At 69.6% G+C, this 23,031-nt stretch carries 22 protein-coding genes; 12 read left to right on the top strand and 10 right to left on the bottom strand.

The annotated features are described in order from the left end of the window. The 3 genes from ON21_RS22445 to ON21_RS22435 all read right to left on the bottom strand — a co-directional run. Positions 1-1,198 (bottom strand): WXG100 family type VII secretion target (locus tag ON21_RS22445; protein ID WP_157170919.1); only part of this gene is annotated, 1,198 nt, incomplete at its 3' end. After that, on the bottom strand, positions 1,191-1,625 hold the full coding sequence (locus tag ON21_RS22440; RefSeq protein WP_039800442.1) for a hypothetical protein: 435 nt from the start codon (positions 1,623-1,625) through the stop codon (positions 1,191-1,193). The genes ON21_RS22445 and ON21_RS22440, both read right to left, overlap by 8 nt. Before the next feature lie 33 nt (positions 1,626-1,658). Beyond that, positions 1,659-2,372 (bottom strand): alpha/beta hydrolase, encoded by a 714-nt coding sequence (locus tag ON21_RS22435; RefSeq protein WP_039800441.1) that lies wholly within the window; start codon positions 2,370-2,372, stop codon positions 1,659-1,661. 142 nt (positions 2,373-2,514) lie between these two features. Between ON21_RS22435 and ON21_RS22430 the strand changes: the two genes are divergently transcribed. Next, a complete protein-coding gene (locus ON21_RS22430) occupies positions 2,515-3,396 on the top strand; it encodes an SMP-30/gluconolactonase/LRE family protein (protein ID WP_039800440.1) in 882 nt (293 codons plus the stop codon). Positions 3,397-3,562: 166 nt separating this feature from the next. Here the strand turns inward: ON21_RS22430 and ON21_RS22425 are convergent, their stop codons facing one another. Next, positions 3,563-4,555 (bottom strand): helix-turn-helix transcriptional regulator, encoded by a 993-nt coding sequence (locus ON21_RS22425; RefSeq protein WP_039800439.1) that lies wholly within the window; start codon positions 4,553-4,555, stop codon positions 3,563-3,565. 99 nt (positions 4,556-4,654) lie between these two features. Here ON21_RS22425 and ON21_RS22420 point away from each other — a divergent pair, with 99 nt between their 5' ends. Beyond that, positions 4,655-5,794, top strand: coding sequence for an epoxide hydrolase family protein (locus ON21_RS22420; RefSeq protein ID WP_039800438.1), 1,140 nt, complete (start codon positions 4,655-4,657; stop codon positions 5,792-5,794). A gap of 6 nt (positions 5,795-5,800) precedes the next feature. Here ON21_RS22420 and ON21_RS22415 read toward each other — a convergent pair whose 3' ends face one another. Further along, positions 5,801-6,535, bottom strand: coding sequence for a hypothetical protein (locus tag ON21_RS22415; RefSeq protein WP_039800437.1), 735 nt, complete (start codon positions 6,533-6,535; stop codon positions 5,801-5,803). 204 nt (positions 6,536-6,739) lie between these two features. On the opposite strand from ON21_RS22415, the gene ON21_RS22410 reads away from it, so the two are divergent. Both ON21_RS22410 and ON21_RS22405 read left to right on the top strand, forming a co-directional pair. Further along, entirely contained in the window at positions 6,740-7,912 is a 1,173-nt protein-coding gene (locus ON21_RS22410) for an acyl-CoA dehydrogenase family protein (protein ID WP_039800436.1), read from the top strand. Positions 7,913-7,921: 9 nt separating this feature from the next. Continuing rightward, positions 7,922-9,046 carry an acyl-CoA dehydrogenase family protein gene (locus tag ON21_RS22405; protein ID WP_039800435.1) on the top strand — a complete coding sequence of 375 codons (1,125 nt, stop codon included), beginning with the start codon at positions 7,922-7,924 and terminating at the stop codon, positions 9,044-9,046. A gap of 36 nt (positions 9,047-9,082) precedes the next feature. Here the strand turns inward: ON21_RS22405 and ON21_RS35985 are convergent, their stop codons facing one another. Next, positions 9,083-9,511 carry a hypothetical protein gene (locus tag ON21_RS35985; RefSeq protein WP_051021214.1) on the bottom strand — a complete coding sequence of 143 codons (429 nt, stop codon included), beginning with the start codon at positions 9,509-9,511 and terminating at the stop codon, positions 9,083-9,085. A 349-nt stretch (positions 9,512-9,860) separates the two neighbouring features. Between ON21_RS35985 and ON21_RS22395 the strand changes: the two genes are divergently transcribed. Together ON21_RS22395 and ON21_RS22390 are read left to right on the top strand one after the other, a co-directional pair. Beyond that, complete coding sequence (locus ON21_RS22395; RefSeq protein WP_039800434.1) at positions 9,861-10,085, top strand: hypothetical protein; 225 nt, start codon at positions 9,861-9,863, stop codon at positions 10,083-10,085. Between the two features lie 79 nt (positions 10,086-10,164). Further along, positions 10,165-10,995: a GNAT family N-acetyltransferase gene (locus ON21_RS22390; protein ID WP_039800455.1), complete on the top strand. Its 831-nt coding sequence runs from the start codon at positions 10,165-10,167 to the stop codon at positions 10,993-10,995. Here the strand turns inward: ON21_RS22390 and ON21_RS39650 are convergent. From ON21_RS39650 to ON21_RS22370, 4 genes are all read right to left on the bottom strand, one after another. Next, the gene (locus ON21_RS39650; RefSeq protein ID WP_218004129.1) at positions 10,980-11,180 is read right to left on the bottom strand and encodes a hypothetical protein; all 201 of its coding nucleotides are present in this window, start codon (positions 11,178-11,180) and stop codon (positions 10,980-10,982) included. The genes ON21_RS22390 and ON21_RS39650 overlap by 16 nt on opposite strands. Continuing rightward, the gene (locus ON21_RS22380; protein WP_039800431.1) at positions 11,153-12,748 is read right to left on the bottom strand and encodes a serine/threonine-protein kinase; all 1,596 of its coding nucleotides are present in this window, start codon (positions 12,746-12,748) and stop codon (positions 11,153-11,155) included. The genes ON21_RS39650 and ON21_RS22380 overlap by 28 nt, the downstream gene beginning before the upstream one ends. A gap of 3 nt (positions 12,749-12,751) precedes the next feature. Continuing rightward, positions 12,752-14,545 (bottom strand): serine/threonine-protein kinase, encoded by a 1,794-nt coding sequence (locus ON21_RS22375; protein WP_039800430.1) that lies wholly within the window; start codon positions 14,543-14,545, stop codon positions 12,752-12,754. A 125-nt stretch (positions 14,546-14,670) separates the two neighbouring features. Beyond that, positions 14,671-15,813: a serine/threonine-protein kinase gene (locus ON21_RS22370; RefSeq protein ID WP_083880806.1), complete on the bottom strand. Its 1,143-nt coding sequence runs from the start codon at positions 15,811-15,813 to the stop codon at positions 14,671-14,673. A 124-nt stretch (positions 15,814-15,937) separates the two neighbouring features. On the opposite strand from ON21_RS22370, the gene ON21_RS22365 reads away from it, so the two are divergent. The 6 genes from ON21_RS22365 to ON21_RS22340 all read left to right on the top strand — a co-directional run bounded on the left by ON21_RS22365 (position 15,938) and on the right by ON21_RS22340 (position 23,014). After that, entirely contained in the window at positions 15,938-16,708 is a 771-nt protein-coding gene (locus ON21_RS22365; protein WP_039800429.1) for a deoxyribonuclease IV, read from the top strand. Positions 16,709-17,103: 395 nt separating this feature from the next. Continuing rightward, on the top strand, positions 17,104-18,033 hold the full coding sequence (locus ON21_RS22360) for a TauD/TfdA dioxygenase family protein (protein ID WP_039800428.1): 930 nt from the start codon (positions 17,104-17,106) through the stop codon (positions 18,031-18,033). 136 nt (positions 18,034-18,169) lie between these two features. Further along, complete coding sequence (locus ON21_RS22355; RefSeq protein ID WP_039800427.1) at positions 18,170-19,390, top strand: CaiB/BaiF CoA transferase family protein; 1,221 nt, start codon at positions 18,170-18,172, stop codon at positions 19,388-19,390. 160 nt (positions 19,391-19,550) lie between these two features. Further along, the gene (locus tag ON21_RS22350) at positions 19,551-20,477 is read left to right on the top strand and encodes a hydroxymethylglutaryl-CoA lyase-like TIM-barrel protein (protein ID WP_039800426.1); all 927 of its coding nucleotides are present in this window, start codon (positions 19,551-19,553) and stop codon (positions 20,475-20,477) included. A gap of 79 nt (positions 20,478-20,556) precedes the next feature. Continuing rightward, a complete protein-coding gene (gene eccB, locus ON21_RS22345) occupies positions 20,557-22,035 on the top strand; it encodes a type VII secretion protein EccB (RefSeq protein WP_051021212.1) in 1,479 nt (492 codons plus the stop codon). A 202-nt stretch (positions 22,036-22,237) separates the two neighbouring features. Next, positions 22,238-23,014: an ABC transporter ATP-binding protein gene (locus ON21_RS22340; protein WP_051021216.1), complete on the top strand. Its 777-nt coding sequence runs from the start codon at positions 22,238-22,240 to the stop codon at positions 23,012-23,014. The last annotated feature ends 17 nt before the right edge of the window (positions 23,015-23,031 follow it).

The raw sequence follows: 23,031 nt of genomic DNA, 5'->3' as shown, positions 1-23,031 counted from the left end.
CGTCGAGGTCGAACTCGTCGTCCTCGTCATCGATCGGCGCCAAGCGTGCGTTCGCGGCCACGCTCGACCCCCCGCGCGGGGTGTCGACGGCGGCGACCGCGCCGCCCATCAGACCGCCCATCGCTCCGGCGCCGAGACCGGTGACCGCCGCGTCGGAGCTGTCGTCGTTCTTGCGCCGCTCATCGCGTTTGCGCTGATCCTCGGACGGAACCTGGCTGCCTGCGCCGGGCACGGCAGGCAGTGTCATGGGCTCGCTCGTCGCCGCGGCGGGCGCGGTCGCCGGGCCCGGCGATCCGGGGGCGGGCGCGGTGTGGAGGACGGACGCGGCCGCGACCGTCGGGAGCGCCGCCGCCGCCGCGGCGGGTGCGACTCCGGGCGCGGTCGGGGCCGGTGTCTCGTTGGTGACCGCGGGACCGGTCGTCGGCGTGGCAGCGGCGGCGGAAGTGGCGGGTGTCTCCGCGGCGGGCGCGGGATCGGCGGACGTCACCGAAACGCTCTGCTCCACCGTGTGGATCGGCTTCGGCGCGTGCGTCCCGAGCGAAGTGGGCTGCGCGTCCGACGCGACCTGGTCGGTGCCGACGATCTTGCTCGTCGGTGTGGCGGTGGGCGCCGGGGCGGCCGGTTGATCCGATTCGTCGGGGAAGGCGGGCACGTCGGTGCCGGTAGGGACGAAAACCCCGGCGTAGATGTCGTTCATCGCGCGCACGACGTCCTGGCGGGCGTGCTCGCTCGCCTTCTGCCCCTCGACATTGCTGGTCGCCCGGGACGGATCGAGCAGCGCCGCACCCAGATCCGGTGCGTCGGTGGGCGGCTCGGTCACCGCGGCCCGCAGCGTCTCCGCCGCGTCGCTCGCTCGTCCGAGGCGCTGCGAGACGACCGCGAACACGTCGGCCAGATCCTGGCCGCTCTGTTCGAACACGCGCACCACCGCGTCCGCGCTCTTGGCCGCGGAGCCGCGCCAGCCGTCGGCGATGGCCGCGCGAATCTCGGTGTGCGCTTGGAAGACCGCGTCGGCGAGGTGCGCCGCCGCGTCGCTCCATGCCTGTTGGCCGCCCGCGAGCACGGCCGGGTTCAGCAACTGGACCTTGGCGTGGACCTCCTCGTGCGTGAGGTTGTCGAACACCTCGACGTTCGGCGCGTAGGCGGGGTCGGTGCGCCGGTGTGTGGCCCGCTCACCGGCGCGGGGCATCTCACGCATGCGCGGCTCCCGTCACGTCGATGCGTTCGACCGCCTGCGCGAGCGCCTGGTCGGCCTGCTGGTAGACGGCGGCCGCGGCGCGGAAGGTCTGCGCGAGTTCGCGCGCGGCGGTGGCGTATTCGCTCAGTCGCGCGATCGCGCCGTCGGCCTTGCGCTCGAATCCCGCGCGCAGCGCGTCGCCGGAGGCGAATCCGCCGAAGCCGGGCAGCGCGGTGGCGGCGCTCAGGACGCGGATCTGCTCCTCGACCCGATCGGCGAGCAATTCGTACTGTCGTGCGCACCGTTCGTGCGCGCCGTCGGCGACCAGGAGGCCGTCGATCCACAGCGAGCCGTCGTCGACCGCGCGGTTCAGCGCGGCGATGTCGACCCCGGGGGCGGTGACCTCCGCGGGCGGCTCTCCGCCGTACCCGTTCTCCTGTGATGGCATCTGCGCCGTCCCCCTTCCTCGTCCGAAGTGCGGTTACGGATGTCGTGCCAACCCCACGACGACACCCTGCAGCCAATCCGCGATGTCGGCAGTGACCCGCGCGTGCACCGGCTCGTGCAGCAGGTCGTGCCCGGCGTCGATGTACTCACGTAAATCTACCGATTCGTGGCGGCTAGTCCAGACCCTGATCGCATCGATCGGCGCGCGCCGGTCGTCTACGCCGTGCACCGCCAGCACCGGAAGACGCTGCGGCAGGGGCGTTCCCGGCGCGCCCGGCGCACCGCCTCCCAGCGCGCGTTTCGGGACGCCCGAAAGTACGAGGCCCGCCAGCGCGTCCGAGGGCAGGGCGGGCCGCAGTGGGTGATTCCGGTCCAGCACCGCCGAACTCGTTGCGGTCCCGGCCGACTCCGGCACCGCGGCCCCCAGCATGCCCAGCGCGGTCACCGCGCCGAGCGAATGGCCCATCAGGATCAGCGGCCGGTCGCTACGAGCCAGTTCGACCAGTCGCACCGCGTCCGCCACCAGCTCGTCCAGCGTGCCAGGACGTTCCGCGTCGCCTTCGCTCAACCCGTGTCCGGCGGTGTCCAACGCCCATACCTCACCGGCGGGTCGCAACGCGCGGGCGAAGCGGTGGTAGTGGCCGCTGTGCTGGCCGATTCCGGGCAGCAGGACCACGGTGTACAGCGAGTTCTCCATCGGCCACCGCCGATAGTGCAGCCGGCCGCGCGCGCCGTCGAAGAATGGCATCCACCGATAGTGCCAAACATCGTGTCGCGGGTGGGACCGCACGATTCCGCGCCGGAAAGCAGCTAGGATCCGCGGCGACTCATCCCTACCCGAGCCCGAGGTGCCCGCGTTGAGAACCCTCCGCCGTCGAGGCGCCTTCCTTGTGTCCGCCGTGGCGCTGGCCGTCACCGGAGTGCTCGCGCCGGGAGCCGGCGCCGCGCCGCCGATCGCCGCCTGCGACCCCGCGGCGGCGGTCACGGCCGTCGCGGCGCCGGTGCCGTTGCTCGACTGGGCGGAGAACCTGGGCTACGACGCGCAGGGCAACCTGTGGGTCTCGCGGCTCTACCGCAACGAGGTGCAGCGCTACGACACCGCGGGCACGCTCACCGCGACCGTTCCGGTGGAATTCCCCGGCGCGGTCCGGCTCGGTCCCGACGGACTGCTGTATGTCGTCTACGGCGACGCGCCGGTCAGCGTCGTCCGTCCCGGCGGCGTGCTCCGGTTCGATCCGGCCGCAGCCGTGCCGAAGCCGGAGGTCTTCGTCTCCGGCTTCACCATGCCCAACGGCGCGGCGTTCGATCCGAGCGGGAATCTGTACGTGGCGACCGGGTCCGGCGTGGTCAAGGTTCGTCCGGACGCCTCCATCGACACCGCGTGGGGCGCGCAGTCGGCCGGACCGGCCGCCGCCAACGGCGTAGTCGTGCACGATGGCGCGCTCTATGTGACCGCCAACGGCGGCCCGCTGGGCCGGATCGTCCGCATCCCGCTCGACGCGCCCGCGTCCCGCGGCACCGTCGCCGACCTGTCCTCGCAGCTGGCCGGTCTTCCGGACTTCGCCGACGATCTGCTGGCCGATCCCAGCGGCATCCTCTACGTCACGACCCTCACGGGCCGGCTGATTCGCGTCGATCCGGCAACCGGCGCCACCTGCGCCGTCCTCAACGGTCAACCGCTCACCGCGGTGGCCGCGGTCCCCGGCCGTCCGGACGAATTGACCGCGGGCACGGAATCCGGTGCTCTGCTACGAATCCAGTTGTCCCGCTGATCTCGAGCCGCCTTCCCGACAGAATTCGACGAAGTCGACGCAGGCGAGGACATGCCGCCACAGACGGACACTTTCGGCAGGCTCGGTCGGATGGATCCCAGCTGGACCTACGGTCGGCGAACGTGCACCGCGATCGTGCCGTAACCGGCAAGGGATGTCGACGGGATCAGGTAAGAGGACCTTCGCCGTCTTCGGAATACGAGTTGATCGCACGCTCGGCGCGTCCTGCGATGACGCGCAGGTGGGCGATGAGCTCGGGCGGCTCGTGGACTTCGAAGTCGACGCCCAGCCCGAGGAGCCGATGGGCGAGCCATTCCGGCGCGTCGTCGCGGCGGGCATCGATCCGGCAAGTGCGCGCATCGATCGCGACGACCTCGTCCGGCCCGTCACCCAGCCGTCCAGCGACCCGGTCGGCGGAAGTATGGATCGTCAGACGAAGCCGGAACGTCGGTGTGCCCCAGTCGCCGCGGCGGCCCGCGACATAGGCGGCGGCGTCGGCGGCGGGTAGCGGACGCGGCGTGAAGCGGGCGGCGGTGGGCTGCGGACGGTCGATCCGGTCGACCCGGTAGACGCGCCAGTCGGCCCGGTCGAGGTCGTAGCCGACCAGATACCAACGCCGCCGGGCGGGCACGAGGCCGACCGGCTCGGTATTGCGCCCGGTCTCGGTGCCCGCCTCGTCGCGGTAGGCGAAACGCACCCGCTCCCGGTTGGTCACGGTCGCCGCGAGCGTGGCGAGCACGCCGGGGTCGGCCACCGGCCCATCGACGGTGGGCAGAGGCACGGCGGCGGCGAGAACCCGCACCCTGCGCCGCAACTTCGCGGGCAGCACCTGTTCCAACTTCGCCAGCGCCCGGACCGACGCCTCCTCGATCCCGGCCACCGCCGACCCGGCTGCCGCCCGCAACCCGACCGCAATGGCGACGGCCTCGTCGTCCTCGACCAGCAGCGGCGGCAGCGCCGTACCCGCCGCCAGGCGGTACCCGCCCGCCGCGCCGAGCGTCGCGGTCACCGGATAGCCGAGTTCGCGCAGCCGATCGATGTCGCGGCGCACGGTTCGGTCGGTGACGCCGAGGCGTTCGGCCAATTCGCTGCCCGGCCATTCCCGTGGCGTCTGGAGCAGCGACAGCAGCCTGAGCAGTCGGGCGGGAGTGTCGTTCACGAATCAGAGGATGCCGCACATCTAGGACCTGTTCAGTCCTAGATGCTGCTTAACGTCACCCCGGTACCGCAAGCACCGACCCGCCGAGGAGGCGTACCGATGACCACCGCCATTCGCCCGTTCCGCATCGAGATCCCGCAGTCCGACCTGGACGACCTGCACGACCGGCTCGCTCGCACGCGCTGGGCCGCCCAGCTGCCCGGCGCGGGCTGGGATCGCGGCGTGCCGGTCGACTACCTGCGCGAGCTGGCCGAGTACTGGCGGACCGAATTCGACTGGCGGGCGCAGGAAGCGGCGCTCAACGAGTTCCCGCAGTTCAAGACGCGCATCGACGGGCTCGATGTGCACTTCCTGCATGTTCGCTCGCCGGAGCCGGACGCGACGCCGCTGATCCTCACCCACGGCTGGCCGAACTCGTTCGCCGAATTCGCGGGAACCATCGGCCCGCTGGCCGATCCGCGGGCGCACGGACTCGATCCCGCGCAGGCGTTCCACGTCGTGGTGCCCTCGGTACCGGGCTTCGGCTTCTCCGAGGGGCCGCGCGAGCCTGGCATGACACCGGCAAAAGTCGCCGCTATGTGGCTGACCCTGCTGGATCGCCTCGGCTACCGGCGCTTCGGCGCGCAGGGCGGCGATCTCGGCGCCTACGTCACACCCGAACTCGCCATCGCCGCGCCGGACCGGGTGATCGGCGTGCACATCGACGGCGGGATCGGGATGCCCACCGAGGCGGACGTCCCCACCATGACGCCGGACGAACGCGCCGAGTGGGACCTCATGCAGCAGTGGATGACCGGCGGCGTGAACCACCACGTCCTGCTGCACGCCGCCCCGCAGACCTTCGCCCACGCCTGGACCGATTCACCGGTGGGCCTGCTCGCCTGGCTGATGCAGAAGTTCACCGAATTCGCCCCGCTCGCCGACCGGGTGGAGGACGTGATCAGCCGCGACCAGCTGCTGACCAACGTCAGCCTGTACTGGTTCACCGCCACCGCCGCCTCGTCGTCCTGGCCGATGTACAACGGCCTCGGCGACGGCCGGTTCGTCTGGCCGAAGGGGCAGAAAGCGGTGCCGACCGGCACCTATGGCGGCGGCTCCGCGCTGATGCGGCGGCTCGCCGAGCGCGACAACACCATCGTGCACTGGCCGGAGGGCAATACCGGCAATCACTTCATCGCGATGGAACGCCCGGACGCGCACGTCGCCGACATCCGCGCGTTCTTCGCCGCCGTTCGGTAGGGGCGCTTACGGGGTGGGTTCGCCGCCGGAACCGCTCGGGGCCGGTCCGGGAGCCGGGGCCGGACCGGGAGCCGGGGCCTGGCCGGGAGCCGGGGCCGCAGGCGGCGGCGGAGCCGGGTTGTCCGGGACCGTGAAGAGCCCCACGGTGGGAGTCATCACACAGTGGGCGAACGGGTAGTCGATGATGCCCCACATCGAGGCGAGCACCGCGCCGGGCCCGCTCTTGACCGTCTTGGACAGCGTGGGCTGGCGGTACTCGGTGACGTCGTCGAGCGGGTCGATGCCGCTGGCGCCGGTGTTGACGTTCACCCAGGCGACGACGAGCCCGGAGGCCAAGGGAGCGCCGGAGTGCGACGGAGTCGCGCTGAACCGCAGCTCGCCGGGCTCGACGTTCAGGTCCCGGCCGTTGCCCGGTCCATCGGTCGTCGCGGCGGCGATGATCGTGGTGATCGGCCCGTTGCTGCCGCAGCCGAAGGTGGGCGCGGCGTAGGAGAACGGGGTGAACACGCTGGACACCTCGCGCAGGCGCGCGGTGTCGATCAAGCCCGCGTACCGCCTGAGCGCGTCGACGCCTTCCCGTGCGGACGGGTCGGAGCCTGCGATGTCGGTCAGATGGGCCAGGCCGGTGTCCACCGGCTCCTGGGGCTGCTCGGCGGTGGCAGGCGCGGAGAAAGTGAGAGCCGCGCCGATGCCGAGGGATGCCGCGGCGGCCGCGGCGCGTGCGATGGTCCTGCCGTTCACTCGTTCTCCTCGATACCGAACCCTGTGGCCCCCCGACCCACCCGCAGCAACGTACCAGCTCGCGGCTATCGCCGTCCCGGGGAGCGGCGGGAAAACGGCGGCCGCGAACGACGCAGGCGACCCACTCTTGTGATCCACTCGACAATGGAGGATTACCGGGGGGTAGGTTGGACTCGGACGTACGAGACACGCAGGGAGATGCGTATGAAACTATCCTTGTCCCCAGACGACGTCGCTTTCCGCGACGAACTGCGCAAGTTCTATCGGACCGAGATCCCGGCCGACATCCGCGAGCGCGTCCGGGACGGCCGTGAGCTGACCCGCGACGACATCGTCACCGCGCACAAGATCCTCAACGACCACGGCCTCGCGGTGCCTAACTGGCCCGTGGAGTGGGGCGGCAAGGATTGGACGCCGATGCAGCGCCACATCTGGCAGGACGAGATGCAGCTGGCCTCGGTGCCCGAGCCGCTGACGTTCAACGCGCAGATGGTCGGCCCGGTGATCGCGCACTTCGGCTCACAGGAGCTGAAGGAGCGCTTCCTGCCGCCCACCGCGGCGCTGGACATCTGGTGGTGCCAGGGCTTCTCCGAGCCGGACGCGGGCTCCGACCTGGCGTCGCTGCGCACCACCGCGGTCCGCGACGGTGATTCCTACATCGTCAACGGCCAGAAGATCTGGACCACGCTGGCCCAGTACGCGGATTGGATCTTCTGCCTGGTGCGCACCGATCCGAGCGCGGCGAAGAAGCAGGCGGGTATCTCCTTCCTGCTGTTCGACGTGAAGTCGCCCGGTGTCACCATCCGCCCGATCAAGTTGATCGACGGCGGCTACGAGGTGAACGAGGTCTTCTTCGAGAATGTCCGGGTGCCCGCCGACCAGCTGGTCGGGGAGGAGAACAAGGGCTGGACCTACGCGAAGTTCCTGCTCGGCAACGAGCGCACCGGCATCACCGGTGTCGGCCGCACCAAGGTCAAGCTCGGTGTCGCGAAGCAGTACGCCGCCAAGACCAAGTCGGGCAGCGGCACGCTGCTGGAGGACCCGATGTTCGCGGCGCGGATCGCCGAACTGGAGAACGAGCTGCTCGCGCTGGAACTCACCCAGCTGCGGGTGGTCTCCAACTCCGCCGACGGCAAGCCGAATCCGGCCTCTTCGGTGCTGAAGCTGCGCGGTTCGGAGCTTCAGCAGGCCGCCACCGAGCTGCTGCTGGACATCGCGGGACCGGACGCCATCCCGGTGGCCGCGGACGACATCGCCTCGCCCGGCTGGGCGCAGCGCAGTGGCCCTTCCTACCTGAATTACCGCAAGACAACCATCTACGGAGGCTCCAGCGAGGTGCAGCGCACCATCATCGCCTCCACGATCCTCGGATTGTGAGGCTGCACCATGGATTTCGATCTCACCGATGAACAGGTCATGCTCCGCGACACGGTCCGTGACCTGCTGGCCCGCAACTACGACGCCGAATCCCGGCTCAAGGTGATCGACTCCGAACTGGGCTGGAGCCGCGACGTGTGGCGCCAGCTCGCCGAACTCGGCGTGCTCGGCCTGAGCTTCGCCGAGGAGGACGGCGGCGTCGGCGCCGGTCCCGTGGAGACCATGGTCGTGCTCGAGGAGGTGGGCCGCAGGCTCGCTCCGGAACCGATCCTGGACGCGGTGCTTATCCCCGGTGGTCTGGTCGCCGCGGCGGGCAGTGCCGAACAGCGGCAGCGGATCCTGCCCGAGGTGGCCTCGGGCGCGAAGCTGCTCGCCTTCGCCCATGCCGAGCCCGGGGTGCGCTGGCCGGCGACCGAACTGGCGACCACGGCGACGCCGCAGGGCGATTCCTACACGCTGACCGGCGTGAAGAACCCCGTCGCGCACGGCGACAGCGCGGACGAGCTGGTGGTCAGTGCCGCACTGCCCGAGGGCGGTGTGGGTTTGTTCCTGGTCGCGCCGGGCGCGACGGGTGTGGTCCGCAAGTCCTACCGCACGGTGGACGGCCAGCGCGGCGCGCAGCTGGAGCTGACCGACGCGCCCGCCGAGCGGCTCGGCGCGGCGGACGCGGCCGAGGCGATCGAGTCGGTGCTGACCTACGCGCAGGCGAGCCTGTGCGCGGAGTCGGTCGGCGCGATGGAGGAGGCGCTGCGGCTGACCACCGACTACCTCAAGCAGCGCAAGCAGTTCGGTGTCACGCTGTCGAAGTTCCAGACGCTCACGCAGCGGGCGGCCAACATGTACGTCTCGCTGGAACTGGCGCGCAGCATGAGCCTGTACGCCACCGCCTCGCTGGCGGACGGAGCCGACGATCCGGTGATCGCGTCGCGCGCACGGCTGCAGGTCGGCCGCGCGGCCCGGCACATCGGGCAGGAGGCGATCCAGATGCACGGCGGCATCGGCGTCACCGCGGAGTACCCGGTGAGCCATTACGTGGCCCGGTTGACCGCGATCGAGCGCACGCTCGGCAGCGGGCTCGAGCATCTGCGGGTGCTCAGCTCCCGGGTCGGCGACTACGAGCTGCCGGAACTGTAAGGAGTGCCGCGGTGGTGCGTTTCGCGCACCACCGCGTCATTCGTCGTCCTGCGGCGAGGACCGCAGTTGCGTGGGCGCTTCGTCCGTCGAATCGCTCGCAGGCGCTCGCGCGGCCGTCGGCCTCGGCTCCTCGGGGGCCGACGGCTGCGTGGGGTCCTCGTGCGGAGCTCCCGGGGACGGTTCGGCGGTGGTGCTGCTCATGAAGCCCGAGAACGGGGTCGGATGCCGCTGGTCGGCCGGGGCGATCCGCCAGGTGGGCGACGGCGGGATGACGACCTTGGGGGTCGTCGAGCCGGTGGTGTTCTCGTGGACAACGGGTTCGGCGTACTCGCCCGCCTTGAGCGGCGGGGGCGGCACGTAGGTGTCCTGCTTGCCGACGCCGCAGGCGCCGATCAGGACGAGCCCGATGGAAACCGCTCCTACGGCGATCGCCGGACCGGCGATCTTGGCCCTGCTGCTTTCCAACGGTGACGCTCCTCGGTGTGTATCGAGTGGACTCACCTTACTCGAGGCCGGTCGGTCCGGCGAGGCGAGTGGTCGCTGGGGATGCGCCGGGCGGCGCATTTAAAACAGTTCTGATTCAGATATCGAATTGGTCTCTTCGGCGTGTCGTGGGCACGTGTCGCTATCTTCCGGCGTCCCGGAGTCGTAGCGTGTGTGAGCAAAGTTACGCGTGAGACGCCGGTTTAAGGATGAGAGACACGTTGTGTGAGAACGTGATTGTGGTTCTCTGACCGGCGTCATCGAGGAGTAGATGATGGGAGCTTACTCGACAGCGTCGCGGCGTGGCTCGTCCCGCGCCGCAGAAGATGCCGTGTCGGCAACGGCACAGCATCCCGCGTCGAACCAGCAGGGCCGCTCGCTGTCCACGATCGTGTCGCGGACGCTCGCCTGGCTGATCTTCATCGGCGGACTCGTCGGTGCGGTGCTCGGCATCGCCGGACTGCACGTCGAAATCACGGTCGCCGGACTCATTCTCGCCTGCACCGCGGGACTGGTTCTGCTCAAACTCCGCGCGGGTGGCGGCGAACCCGACTGACCGGAAACCGGCCGGTCGCTCGGCCGCCAGGCGTGAGAAACGAAGGCGCGCAACACTTCAGGCGCTTACCGTGATCTGTATGAGGATCGAGATCACCACCGACGCCGCCGAGTTCCGCTCGGTCGCGGGGTCGTTTCTGCTCCGCGATCCACTGCGGCACACCGTGCTCACCACGAGCGTCGCCAACCAGGTCACGGGCCTGGACGCCCCGGGCGAAGCATCGCGGTTTCTCTCCGTCCACGACGCGGATGCCGCGGTGATCGGAGCCGCGATGCGTTTCGCCGGCCGCGACGTGTATCTCGGTGCGCTACCGCCCGACGGCATTCCCGCGGTGGCCCGCGCGCTGGCCGACGTCGTCCCGGAGAGCGCGGGCGTGGAGGGCGTGGTGGAGGACGCGACCGTCTTCGCCCAGCACTGGTGTGGACTGCTGGGGAAGAACTTTCACCAGTCGTACCTCACCCGGCTGTACCGGCTGGGCGCGTTGCGAACCCCGGACGTGGCGGGAGTGCCGCGCCGCGTCCTGGCATCCGACGTCGCGCTGTGCCGGGACTGGCTCGCGGCCATGCGGGAAGAGTCCGGAATGGGCCCAGGACTGGACGAGACCGCGATCCGGCGACGTGTGGAGGCGGGCCGCTGGTGGCTGTGGGAGCGCGATGGAGAACCGGTCAGCCTCGCCGCGCACCAGATACCGATCCAGGGTTGGTCACGGATCGGACCGGTCTACACCCCGCCGGACGCCCGAGGGCACGGGTACGCCAGCGCGGTGACCGCGCATGTCGCGAAGCAGCTGCGAGCCCAGAACCTGGACGTGTGCCTGTTCGCCGATACCGCCAACGCCACGGCCAACCGGATCTACCGGGCGATCGGCTTCCACCCGACCCACCAGTTCGCCCACTACGTCTTCGATTGACCGGCCAGGACGGTGCGCAGGGCAGTGGTGAACCACGCGGCCACCTGCTCGGGCGCGGGGTCGTCGGGCAGTTCCGGCAGCGCGGTCCGCAGCAGCTCGGCCAGTTCCGGATTGGCGTCCAGTCCGCCGAAGGTGGCGCGTCTCCCCTGGGGGAAACTCAATTCAGCGGCGCGGATCTCCACCAATTCATGAACTCGGCCTCGGTGGCGATGAATCCGGCGCTGTACATCAGCATGGCCGCCCGGCCCGGGTCCGTGGGGAAGGCGGTGACCATTCGCGGGCGCAGATCACGGCTGTCGTGCAGGGTGTAATTCGTGTAGCTGTGCCCGCTGTCGCTGGTGGCGGTCGTGCGATCGTTGGCAGGTAACGCGGCGAGCGCGGCCTGCGCGTCGGCGGGAGAACCGTAGAGGTAGAAGTCGAAAGACGCCTTGTTCGGCCCGCCGAAGCAGCTCCACATCATCAGCCAGGGGCCGAGATCCGGATCGTCGTGGTCGCGTGTCGTCGCGGCGTCCGGTGCGTGCGCGAAACAGCCCGCCTTGTTGTATCCGGTCCCGGAGTGCACCAGGCGCTCGGCGGAGGTCGCAGGCAGCATGCCGGGGAACGCGGCGCTCAACTCGGCCGCGCGGGCTCCGATCGTGGCACGGTCCGTGGTGGCCGACACGCTGCTCGTCGGACGCTTGGTGGCCGGCGGCGTGGTGGCGTCGGTGTGCTGTGCGGGCACCGTGGTGGTCGGTGCCGCGGAGCCGGACGCGGTGTCGCGGAACGAGGCCGCGACGAGCACACCGACCACGCCGAGCGCCATCAGCAGACCGATCCCGGCGCCGATCGAGGCTTTGCGCCGGGGACGTCGCTCCGGACGAGGGCTGACGCCCGTTCCGGGGACCGGTGGGTCGTGCGGGGCCGTGTCGCTCGGCGGGTGCCACGGCGCCGCGAGTGCCTGCCATGCCGCAGCGGCGAATTCGGTGCACGAGTCGAAGCGATCGGCCGCGTGCTTGGCCATCGCCTTGGCCAGCACGCCGTCCAGCGCCACCGGCAACCCCGGCCGCAGTCTGCTGACCGCGGGCGGCGGTGCGCCGAGATGCCCCTGGATCACCGCGACCGGATTGGTGGCGTCGAACGGCACCGTGCCGGTCAGCAGCCGGAACAGCGTGCAGGCCAGCGAATACTGGTCGGCGCGGTGATCCAGCGGCGCACCGGACAATTGCTCCGGCGCGGCGTAGGCGAGGGTCGCGGTGAACGTGCCGGTCTGGGTGAGCCGACCGGTGTCGTCCCGGAACCTGGCGATGCCGAAGTCCGACAGGAAGACCCGCTCCTGGTCGCCGTCGACGCGCTCCAGCAGGATGTTCGCCGGTTTCACGTCGCGGTGCAGCACGCCGCGGCTGTGCGCGAAGTCCAGCGCCGTGCCCGTCTCGGCGACGATCTGCACCGCCCGCTGCGGCGGCAGCGTCCATGCGTCCAGCGCGGCGGCGTCGGTGCCGTCGATGTAGCGCATGCAGATCCACGGCTGGTCGCCCTCGACGCCACGGTCGAACACCGTGACGATGTTCGGGTGATCCAGCCGCGCGACGAGGTCGGCCTCCCGCTCGAAGCGGGTGCGGGACTCGTTGTCGTCGAACAGGTCCGGGTTCAACAACTTCATCGCGGTCAACCTGGGCAGCCGCTGATGCCTGGCCAGGTACACCGATCCCATCCCGCCGCGGCCGAGCAGGCGTTCGATGGTGTACCCCGCGAACACCTCGCCGATGTGCGGCATCGGTCAGTTCAGCGGAGCCGAGCGCCACCAGCGCAGCAGCTCATCGACGGTGGTGTGGGAGAAGCCGTCGGTGTACATCAGGTACTGGGTCCGATCGGGATCGCCGGTGAACGCGGTGACCATCTTGGCGCCGTCGTCGACGTACTTGTAGTTGGTGTAGGACTTTCCGCCGTTGGTGTCGGTGGACTTGGCGGCCGACGAGGGCAGGCCCTTCAGCACCGCCTGGACATCCGCCGGGGTCTTGTAGACGTAGATGCGGTAGTACGGATCCTCGTTGTTGCCGCCCTTGAAGCAGCGCCACTGCGCGGCCCAGTCACCGAAGTCCGGTTCGCCCTTGGACGGTGACGGCGGCGAGCTCGGCGAGGCCAGCCAGCACTCGGCGCCGTTGTATCCGACCTCCTCGGTCTTCGAGGCGGGCACCATCCGGGGGAATTCCGCGCTGACCGACTCCGGGGTCGCGTCCACCAGATTCGGCTTCACCGCCGACGTGGTCGTCGTGCCCGCGTTGTTCGAGCCGGAATCGGAGACGGCGCCGATGATGCCGAGCACCACCACGATCAACACCACCACGCCCACCACCAGGCCGATGATCAGGCCGGTGTTCTTCTTGGGCGGCGGTGCGGCCGAGGGATGCGCGTGTGCGCCGTGCGGCGGAGCGAAGGTGGAGAATCCGGAATGCTGCTGGGAGTACGGGTTGGCGGCCGTCGGCTGCGGCGCGGGACCGGTGTGCGGCCGGGAGTTCACCACCGGGACGGGCGACGCCGCGGCCAGCGCGTTCGGCCCGCTGGTCTGCGGGGTGTGCACCTGGTGGCCGGGGCCGCTGACGTAGTGGGCTTGCGCAGCCGGATACGGCGATCCCGTGGTGGGGATCTGCGGCCCGGTGGTCGGGCGCGGACCCGCCGTCGGGTGCTGTGGACCGGTGGTGAGGCGCGGACCGCCCACCACCGGCATGGACGGCACGCTGGAACCGGTGAGCGCCTGCTTGGCGGCTGCGGCGAATTCCGCGCAACTGCCGTACCTGTCGTCGGGTCGTTTGGCCATCGCCTTGGCCAGCACGCCGTCCAGCGCGAAGGGCAGGCCCGGCCGGACGCTGCTCAGCGCGGGCGGCGTGCCCTGCAGGTGCCCTTGGATGACCGCGGCGGGGTTCGTCGCGGAGAACGGGCCGGTGCCGGTGAACAACCAGAACAGCGAGCAGGCCAGCGAATACTGGTCGGAACGGTGATCGAGCGACGCGCCGGTGAGCTGTTCGGGCGAGGCATAGGCAAGCGTCGCCGTGAAAGTCCCGGTCTGGGTGAGATGACCGGTGTCGTCGCGCAGCCGCGCGATGCCGAAGTCGGTGAGGTACACCCGTTCACCGCGACCGGCGGTGGAGCGGGCCAGCAGGATGTTCGCGGGTTTCACGTCGCGGTGCAGCACCCCGTTGCCGTGGGCGTAATCCAGCGCGTCGGCGGTCTCCTTGATGATCTGCACCGCGCGCTCGGGCGGCAGCGACTTCGGTTCCACCGAGGCGGCGTCGATGCCGTCGACGTACTGCATCGAAATCCACAGCTGCTCGTCCTCGAGCCCACGGTCGTAGACCGTGACGATGTTCGGGTGATCGAGCTGGGCGACCAGATCCGCCTCCCGTTCGAACCGCGCCCGCACCTCCTTGTCGAAGAACATCTCCCGATTCAGCAGCTTCAGCGCGGTCATCCGCGGCAGCCGCGGATGTTTCGCCAGATAGACCGAGCCCATGCCACCGCGGCCGAGTTGCCGCTCGATGACATAGCCGGCGAAAACGTCACCGCTGGCCAGCATGACTGCTCCACTTCCCGCCGCCCGCCGGGACCCACCGGCGAACAGGCGTACAGCAAAAGAACGCGTGGCCGGAGATGGGCCCGACCACGGAAAACATCGAAACCATAGCAGTAGTCGCGCCTCGCCTATCGCTCGTCGAGCGTGGTATGGCGCGGGCGATCGGCAGGCGCGGGACCGTCCGGTGGAGGCCGGGGGTCCGGGGGTTGCTGGTGCGGTCGCACCGCCGAGCCCGGGCGCATGGGCAAGTTCGGCAACTCGATGAGAGCGGGATGCACCGGGCGGCGCGGCGGCAGGAAACTCGGGCGCGGCGCGGACGGCAGAGGGGTTTCCTGCGGTCTCGGCCGGTGCTGCGGTGCGGCCGCGGACGTATGCGTCGGCGCGGTCGGGTACCCGTCGGGGTGGATGCCGTGCGGCGCCCTCCGATGCCAGGCGCGCGGTTCGGCGAGGGCATGTTTCGCCGCGGCGGCGAACTCCGCGCAACTGGCGAATCGATCCTCCGGCCGCTTGGCCATGGCGCGCGCCAGCACCGGATCCAGCGCGGGCGGCAGGCCGGGACGTGCGCGGCTCAGCACCGGGATCGGCGCGTACAGATGGCTGTTCACCACGGCCGCCGGGTTGGCGCCCGGATAGGGCGGCGCGCCGGTGAGCATCCAGAACAGCGTGCACGCCAGCGAGTACTGATCGGCGCGGTCGTCCAGCGGCCTGCCGATCAGCTGTTCCGGAGCGCCGAAGGCGAGTGTCGCGGTGATCGTGCCGGACGAGCCGATGGTGCTCTCCGCGCCGCGGATGCCCGCGATCCCGAAATCGGTGAGCAGCACCCGTTCCGGCTGCCCGATCGGCGCCTTCGCCAGCAGGATGTTCGCCGGTTTCACGTCGCGGTGCAGCACTTGGTTCGCGTGCGCGAAGTCCAGCGCCGCGGCGGTGTCGGCGGCGATCTGCACCGCGCGCCACGGCGCGAGCACGTCGACGTCCGCGCAGGATGCGTCCGCGCCGGGCACGTACTGCATCGAGATCCACAGCTGCTGGTCCTCGGCGCCGCGATCGAACACCGTCACGATGTTCGGGTGGTCGAGCCGCGCCACCAGATCGGCTTCGCGTTCGAAGCGGCGGCGAATGCCGGTGTCGGCGTACAGCTCGCGATTGAGCAGTTTCAGCGCCGTCAGGCGGGGCAGCCGGGGATGCTGGGCGAGGTACACCGTGCCCATGCCGCCATGGCCGAGGACGCGTTTGATGACGTAGCCCGCGAAGATATCGCCGGTCTGCAACACCGTGTACACCCCCTTGTCGAGTCGAGCGCGCGGACACTATCCATGTATCTCGATGAGCCATCGGGACGTAACAGTCGCCGCGCTACCTCGATTGTCGTCGGTAGCAGCCAGTACTGTGACCCGCATGCGCATTGGAGCACACGTCCGGCTCGACAGCGACCCGATCGGCTTCGGGGAGAAACTCGGCGCCGACGTCATCCAGATGTTCGTGGTCGATCCGCAGAGCTGGGACAAACCCACCCCGCATCCGCGGACCGAGGAGATTCTCGCCAGCCCGATCGATGTCGTGGTGCACTCCTCCTATCAGATCAACGTCGCGAGCCTGAACAACCGGCTGCGCATGCCTTCGCGCAACGCGGTGGCGCAGCAGGCGAAGGCGGCCGCCGACCTCGGCGCGTTCGGTCTGGTCGTGCACGGCGGGCATGTGCGTTCCGACGCCGAGCTGGAGACCGGTATCGACAATTGGCGCAAACTGTTCGAGCGTCAGCAGGACAAAGGCGGTTTCGCGGTGCCGATCCTGATCGAGAACACAGCGGGCGGCAATCACGCCATGGCCAGGCATTTCGATTCCATCGCGCGGCTGTGGGACGCGGTGGGCGATTACGGCGCCGGGTTCTGCCTGGACACCTGCCACGCCTGGGCGGGCGGTGAGGAGCTGATCGGCGTCGTCGACCGGATCAAGGCCATCACCGGCCGGATCGATCTGGTCCACCTGAACTCCTCGCGCGACGAATTCAACTCCGGCGCCGACCGGCACGCGAACTTCGCCGACGGCACCATCGACCCGCAACTGCTCGCCGAGGTGTGCCGGACCGCGGACGCGCCGGTGGTCCTGGAGACTCCGGCCGACGGCCTCGCCGAGGACTTGGCGTACTTGCGCGAGCACTGTGTTTGATTTGCAGCGCCCGCGCGAACGGCGCTCGTAGGACTCGCGCCCGGCGGGCATTCCCGCACCAGGCGATCCGGCTCGCAGTGAAGACCGCGACTCGGGCGATTGTCCGACGGAGGGCATGCCGGAGCAGTGGGTCGACCGCGCCGCGTTGTACGCCGGTGATTCCGCGTTGCGGATGCACGAGGTGATTCCGGCCGAACGAGCGGTGGCCGAGTTGGGCGGACGCTGAGGGAGCCGACCTCGGGCCGGGCTCGGCGAGGTTGCGGCGTTCGGCGGCACGATGGCCGCGGTTCTTTCGCTCCGTTTGCGATCAGCGCGACGAAAACCCTGGTCAGCGGGGTCGTTTCGGTGATGTGCTCCTGGGAGCAGTAACCGATCTCGACAGCGAAGGTGATCTCATGACGGTCGCACCCGCCACCCCATCCACGGCCTCGGTGACCAGGCTCGGCGCTCGTATCGGCGCGCGGATCGACAACGTCCGGCTCGGCGGCGACCTGGATCCGGCCACCGTCGATGTGATCCACCGCGCGTTGCTGGAGCACAAGGTCATCTTCTTCCGCGGGCAGGATCACCTCACCGAGGACGGGCAGTACGAGTTCGCCCAGCTGCTCGGCTCGCCGACCACCCCGCACCCGACGGTCACCTCGCACGGCGTGAAGAGCTTGGCGATCGATTCCGAGCACGGCCGCGCCAACAGCTGGCACACCGACGTCACCTTCGTCGACCGCATCCCGAAGGCGTCCATCCTGCGCGCGGTGCACCTGCCGTCCTACGGCGGCGCCACCACCTGGGCGTCCACCGTCGCGGCGTACGAGTCGCTGCCGGAGCCGCTGAAGCGGCTCGCCGAATCCCTGCGCGCCGTGCACACGAACGTCTACGACTACGCCCGCGTCGAGGAGACGCCGCGTCCCAACACGGCGGCCTACCGCGCCGAGTTCGAGTCCACCTACTACGAGACCGAGCACCCGGTGGTGCGCGTGCACCCAGAGACCGGGGAGCGGGCGTTGCTGCTCGGCCACTTCGTCAAGCATTTCGCCGGGCTGTCCAGCACGGAGTCGCACGCGCTGTTCCGGCTGTTCCAGGACCGGGTGACCCGGCTGGAGAACACCGCCCGCTGGAACTGGGAGCCGGGCGACGTCGCCATCTGGGACAACCGCGCCACCCAGCACTACGCCATCGACGACTACGACGACCAGCCGCGCAAGCTGACCCGCATCACCCTGGCCGGCGACGTCCCGGTCGGCGTCGACGGATCGACGAGCACCGTCATCGCGGGCAACGCCGAGCACTACTCGATCATCGAGGACACCCAGCTGCTCGCGTCCTGAGCGAGGGCCCCGCATGGTTGCCGGGCCTCCGGCTGTTGAGGGGCCATGCGGTGTCCTCGGGCGCGAGACTTCCCGGGGCCGCGGACACGCAGCGCCGCAGGCGCTGCAGAAACCAGCACAGCTCATACTTGTTGCCATGAGTATTCGGCCGCTGGACGGGGTGCGCGTCCTGGAACTCGGCAATTACATCGCCGCGCCGACCGCCGGGCGCATTCTCGGCGACTTCGGCGCCGAGGTGATCAAGGTGGAACGCCCGAAAGCGGGCGACGAGCTGCGCAACTGGCGGCTCTACGGCGGCGACACCTCGATGCTCTACCGGACGATCAATCGGAACAAGAAATCGATCACGCTGGATCTGCGCACGGAGGCGGGGCGCGGGATCGTGCTCGATCTGATCCGCCGCTGCGACGTGCTGCTGGAGAATTTCCGGCCCGGCATGCTGGAGAAATGGGGTCTCGGCCCCGAAGTGTTGAACGAGGCGAATCCGGATCTGGTGATCACCAGGATCTCCGCCTACGGGCAGACCGGCCCCATGTCGGAGCGCCCTGGGTTCGCCGCGGTGGCCGAGGCGGTCGGCGGCCTGCGCGAACTGGTCGGCGATCCGGATCGTCCGCCCGTGCGCACCGGCGTCTCGATCGGCGACTCCATCGCGGGCATCTACGCCGCGTTCGGCACGGTGATGGCGCTGTTCCAGCGTGAGCGCCGCACCGAGCCGGACGCATCGGTTCCGCTGCGGGAGCGCGTGATCGATGTGGCGCTGAACGAGGCGATCCTGTCGGTGATGGAATCGCTGGTGCCGGACTATCTCGCCTACGGCATCCAGCGCGAACGCGTCGGCGGCCGGATGGAGGGCATCGCGCCGAGCAACGCCTACCCGTGCGCGGACGGGACCAGCATCATCATCGGCGGCAACGGCGACGCCATCTTCCAGCGCTATATGGCGGTCATCGATCGGCCCGACCTGGCCGCGGATCCGGACCTGCAGGACAACGCGGGCCGCTGGCGCAATCGGGAGCGGCTGGACGCGGCGATCGGGGAGTGGACGGTCCGGCGCACCCGCGCCGAGGCGCTGAAACTGCTGGATGCCGCCGCGATCCCGTGCGGTCCGATCTACACCGCGGCCGACATCGTGGCCGATGAGCAGTATCGGGCGCGCAACATGATCCAGTCGTTCACCGTGGACGTCGGCGCGCCGGAACCGAAGTCCGTCGGTTTTCCCGGCATCGTCCCGGTGATCGGGGAGCAGTCCCTGCCCATCCGCAGCGTCGGACCCGACCTGGGTGAGCACACCCGGGAGGTGCTGTCGGGTCTGCTCGGCATGAGCGAGGCCGAGATCGACGCGTTGGAGGTGCGATGAGCACGCGGCCGCACGACCGTAGGCGTCCGAAGGGGCGGAACGCGGGTGAACCGCGCTCGCCCGGCACCAGCAGGCCCACTGTGCAGCCGAATCCGACCGGGGCGGGCGAAAAGCCGTGGGGCGGCGTGATGTGCAATCACCACCGGGCGCGGGAGCAGCGATGACCGCGCCGGTGCTGCGCGACGTCACGTTGCGCGACGGATTGCAGTTGACCGGCAAACTGCTGCCGGTGCGGCGCAAGGTGGACATCGTGCGCCGCCTGCTCGCGCTGGGCGTCCCCGCGCTGGAGATCGGCTCGATGGCGCGCCCGGACCTGGTCGCGCCGATGGCGAACACCATGGAACTGGTCGCCGCGTTGACGCCGGAGGAATTGCGCCGCTGCTGGGTGTGGGTGGCGACGCCGCGCCATGTCGAGAAGGCCGCCGCGGCGGGAGTGCGCAATTTCCAGTACTGCTTCTCGGTCTCCGACGCGCACAACAAGGCGAACATCGGCCGCGACACCGAGGCCAGCGTGGCCGCCATGCCGGACGCGGTGCGCCTGGCCCGCGAGGTGGACGGGTCGATCCAGCTGTGCTTGGCGACGGCGTTCACCTGCCCGTTCGACGGCCCGGTCGACCCGGAGCGGGTGCTGGCCATCGCCCGGGACCCGCGCACCGAGGGCGCGGACGACATCGTCCTGGCCGACACGCTCGGACAAGCCCACCCCGGCGAAGTGTCCGCGCTGGTCACGGCGGTGCGGGAGCGGACGCCTCCCCGGCGCGTCGTCTTCCACGGCCACGACACCTGGGGCATGGGTGTGGCCAACACTCTCGCCGCCGTCGCGGCGGGCGCGGACATGGTCGACGGCGCGCTCGGCGGCCTCGGCGGCTGCCCCTTTGCGCCGGGTGCCAGCGGAAACACCGCTTCCGAGGACATCCTCTTCGCCACCAGGCCGGACTGGTTCACCCCCGCCACCCTGGCCGCGCTGGTCGACCTCTCCGAGGAGTTGCTGTCCGAGCTCGGCGAACCCAACCGCTCCCGCACCCAGGAGGGCGCCCGATCGAAAGCGTCCGCGTTCGAGTGGGTCGTAGCCGGGGAGTCGGCGTAGCCCGCTGGATTAGCACTGAAAAGGTGCTGCGGAGCTAAGGTATGTCGGCAAGTTGTGAGCACTGGTCGGGGGAGTACTTATGCCTTCAAAACCCACCACTCGTTGGCAGGTGAGCGGTTACCGCTTCCTGGTTCGGCGGATGGAACACGCTTTGGTGCGCCGGGATGTGCGTATGTTGCACGACCCGATGCGCTCACAATCACGCGCCTACGCCGCGGGCTTGATTCTGGCTTGCGTGGTACTTGCGGGCTGCGGTGTGCTGGCGCTGATACGTCCGCAGAACAAGATCGACGACAACAAGATCCTCATCGGCAAGGATTCCGGTCAGGTCTACGTGACGCTCGATGGCGTGGTGCACCCGGCGCTCAATCTCGCATCGGCACGGTTGGCGGCCGGTGATCCGGCCAAGCCTGCCATCGTCAAAGAGTCGGAGCTGGCGAAGCGACCACGCGGCACGCTCATCGGCATTCCCGGCGCGCCTTCGGCCTTGAGCTTCGACGCCAAGGGGGAAGGCCGCGCGTGGACGGTGTGTGACGAACTGAGAACAGATGGCTCGAACGCGCTGAGCAGCACCGTCATCGCGGGCAAACTCGACCTGGGTGAGAAGGTCGGCGCGCTGCCGCACGGACGGGCGCTGCTGGTGCAGGGCAAGGACTCGGCATATCTGCTGTACGACAGCCGCCGTGCTCGTGTGGATATGGGAGACCGCACGGTGACCGACGCGTTGAAGATCCGCGGCATGACTCCTCGCCCCATCAGCGAAGGTCTTCTGAACGCGGTCCCCGAAGTGACGCGGATCGCCCCACCCAGGATCGACGATCCGGGCGGCTTCCCACTCAAGCCCGTCGATGGCCATCGCAACGGCGACGTGGTGCGAGTGCCCAGTGAGAATCAGTACTACGTCGTGTTGCGGACAGGATTGCAGCCGATTTCGCCCTTGACCGCGGAGATCATCCGCAATTCCAATCCCACCGCTGGAAACTACGAAATCACCGGCTATACCCGCTCGAGGGCCGACATCGTGAACGAGCTGCCCGTGCAGGACTATCCCGACACGGCGCCGACCATGGTGGACATCAAAGACCATGCGGTGCAGTGCCTCTCGTGGAGGCCGCTGGCGACCGCACCGGCAGGCACGGCCGACGGTGGCCGCCATGCCGAGTTGTCGCTGATAACCGGGCGGGCACTGCCTATCCCGGACGATGCCCGACCGGTGCGGCTGGCCCAAGCCGACGCCGTCAGCGGCAAGGTCGCCGAGTTCTACACCACACCGGGCTCGGGGATGCTCGTGCAGACCACCGGGATCGAGCCGGATAGTCAGCGCAAAGACAGCGTGTTCTACGTTGCCGACACCGGAGTCCGCTACGGCATCAAGGACGCCGAGGCGCAAAAGGCTCTCGGCATGGATTCCGAGCACGCCACCCCGGAGCGGGCGCCGTGGCCGATCGTCGGACTACTGCCCGGCGGTCCGGCCCTCGGGCGTCAAGACGCCATGGTGGCCCACGACGGCGTAGCTCCCGACTCCAATCCGGCCAAACAATTGGTGCAGTCCAAGTAGGCGTCGAGTGACATTCCCCACTCCTCGAACAGCGTGCCATGTGCCCGGACCTCGGAGACCGGCGCGGCCGGCTCGGCTCGATCACGTCGTCGAGCGAAGCGAGACCGAGCACGGACCGCTGATACGGCGCGACGAAGTCGCGCGTCGAACACAGGGTGTTCCCTGATGGCGTGTGGAGACGAAGCCGGTAAGACTGGACGGCATGACTTCGCAAGCCTTGGGCGCCGACATCGCCGACCTGGCGGCATCGACTGATGTCGCGGCCCACGCTATCGAACTGACCAAGGTCTACGGATCGGGGGATACGCAGGTCAGGGCATTGGACGGAGTGTCGGCCGAGTTCGCGAAGGGCGAGTTCACCGCGATCATGGGCCCCTCCGGATCGGGTAAGTCGACGCTCATGCACTGCCTGGCCGGGCTCGACAGCGCCAGCTCGGGCACCGTCCGCATCGGTGACACCGATCTCACCACGCTGTCGGACAAGCAGATGACGCGCCTGCGCCGGGACCGGATCGGATTCGTTTTCCAGGCGTTCAACCTGGTGCCGACGCTGACGGCGCTGGAGAACATCACGTTGCCGCTGGACATCGCGGGGCGCACACCCGATCGCGAATGGCTGGAGACGGTGGTGCGGCGGCTCGGGCTGGTCGGCCGGCTCACTCACCGTCCCAGCGAGCTGTCCGGCGGACAGCAGCAGCGGGTGGCCTGCGCCCGCGCGCTCGTGGGGAAGCCGGACATCATCTTCGGCGACGAACCGACCGGCAACCTGGACTCGCGCTCCTCGGAGGAGGTGCTGTCGATCCTGCGCGCCGCGGTGGACGAGTTCGGGCAGACGGTCGTCATCGTCACCCACGAACCGCACGCGGCCGGGTTCGCCGACCGGGTGGTGTTCCTCGCCGACGGACGCATCGTCGACGAGATGCGCGATCCGACCGCCGACACCGTCCTCGACCGGATGAAATCGCTGGAGCAGGCGTGACCGGGCGCTCACGGAAG

Origin of the sequence: Nocardia araoensis NBRC 100135 (genome assembly GCF_000308435.1) — a bacterium.
Classification (GTDB): Bacteria; Actinomycetota; Actinomycetes; order Mycobacteriales; family Mycobacteriaceae; genus Nocardia; species Nocardia araoensis.
The sequence above is the reverse complement of the archived record's forward strand: the minus strand, read 5'-3'. Positions and strand labels throughout refer to the sequence as shown.

Bases quoted from the DNA above. Each gene is read 5' to 3' on its own strand.
- ON21_RS22440 (WP_039800442.1), bottom strand. From the start codon at position 1,625: ATGCCATCACAGGAGAACGGGTACGGCGGAGAGCCGCCCGCGGAGGTC.
- ON21_RS22435 (WP_039800441.1), bottom strand. From the start codon at position 2,372: ATGCCATTCTTCGACGGCGCGCGCGGCCGGCTGCACTATCGGCGGTGG.
- ON21_RS22420 (WP_039800438.1), top strand. From the start codon at position 4,655: ATGACCACCGCCATTCGCCCGTTCCGCATCGAGATCCCGCAGTCCGAC.
- ON21_RS22410 (WP_039800436.1), top strand. From the start codon at position 6,740: ATGAAACTATCCTTGTCCCCAGACGACGTCGCTTTCCGCGACGAACTG.
- ON21_RS22405 (WP_039800435.1), top strand. From the start codon at position 7,922: ATGGATTTCGATCTCACCGATGAACAGGTCATGCTCCGCGACACGGTC.
- ON21_RS22390 (WP_039800455.1), top strand. From the start codon at position 10,165: ATGAGGATCGAGATCACCACCGACGCCGCCGAGTTCCGCTCGGTCGCG.
- ON21_RS22380 (WP_039800431.1), bottom strand. From the start codon at position 12,748: ATGCCGCACATCGGCGAGGTGTTCGCGGGGTACACCATCGAACGCCTG.
- ON21_RS22375 (WP_039800430.1), bottom strand. From the start codon at position 14,545: ATGCTGGCCAGCGGTGACGTTTTCGCCGGCTATGTCATCGAGCGGCAA.
- ON21_RS22365 (WP_039800429.1), top strand. From the start codon at position 15,938: ATGCGCATTGGAGCACACGTCCGGCTCGACAGCGACCCGATCGGCTTC.
- ON21_RS22360 (WP_039800428.1), top strand. From the start codon at position 17,104: ATGACGGTCGCACCCGCCACCCCATCCACGGCCTCGGTGACCAGGCTC.
- ON21_RS22355 (WP_039800427.1), top strand. From the start codon at position 18,170: ATGAGTATTCGGCCGCTGGACGGGGTGCGCGTCCTGGAACTCGGCAAT.
- ON21_RS22350 (WP_039800426.1), top strand. From the start codon at position 19,551: ATGACCGCGCCGGTGCTGCGCGACGTCACGTTGCGCGACGGATTGCAG.
- eccB (WP_051021212.1), top strand. From the start codon at position 20,557: ATGCCTTCAAAACCCACCACTCGTTGGCAGGTGAGCGGTTACCGCTTC.
- ON21_RS22340 (WP_051021216.1), top strand. From the start codon at position 22,238: ATGACTTCGCAAGCCTTGGGCGCCGACATCGCCGACCTGGCGGCATCG.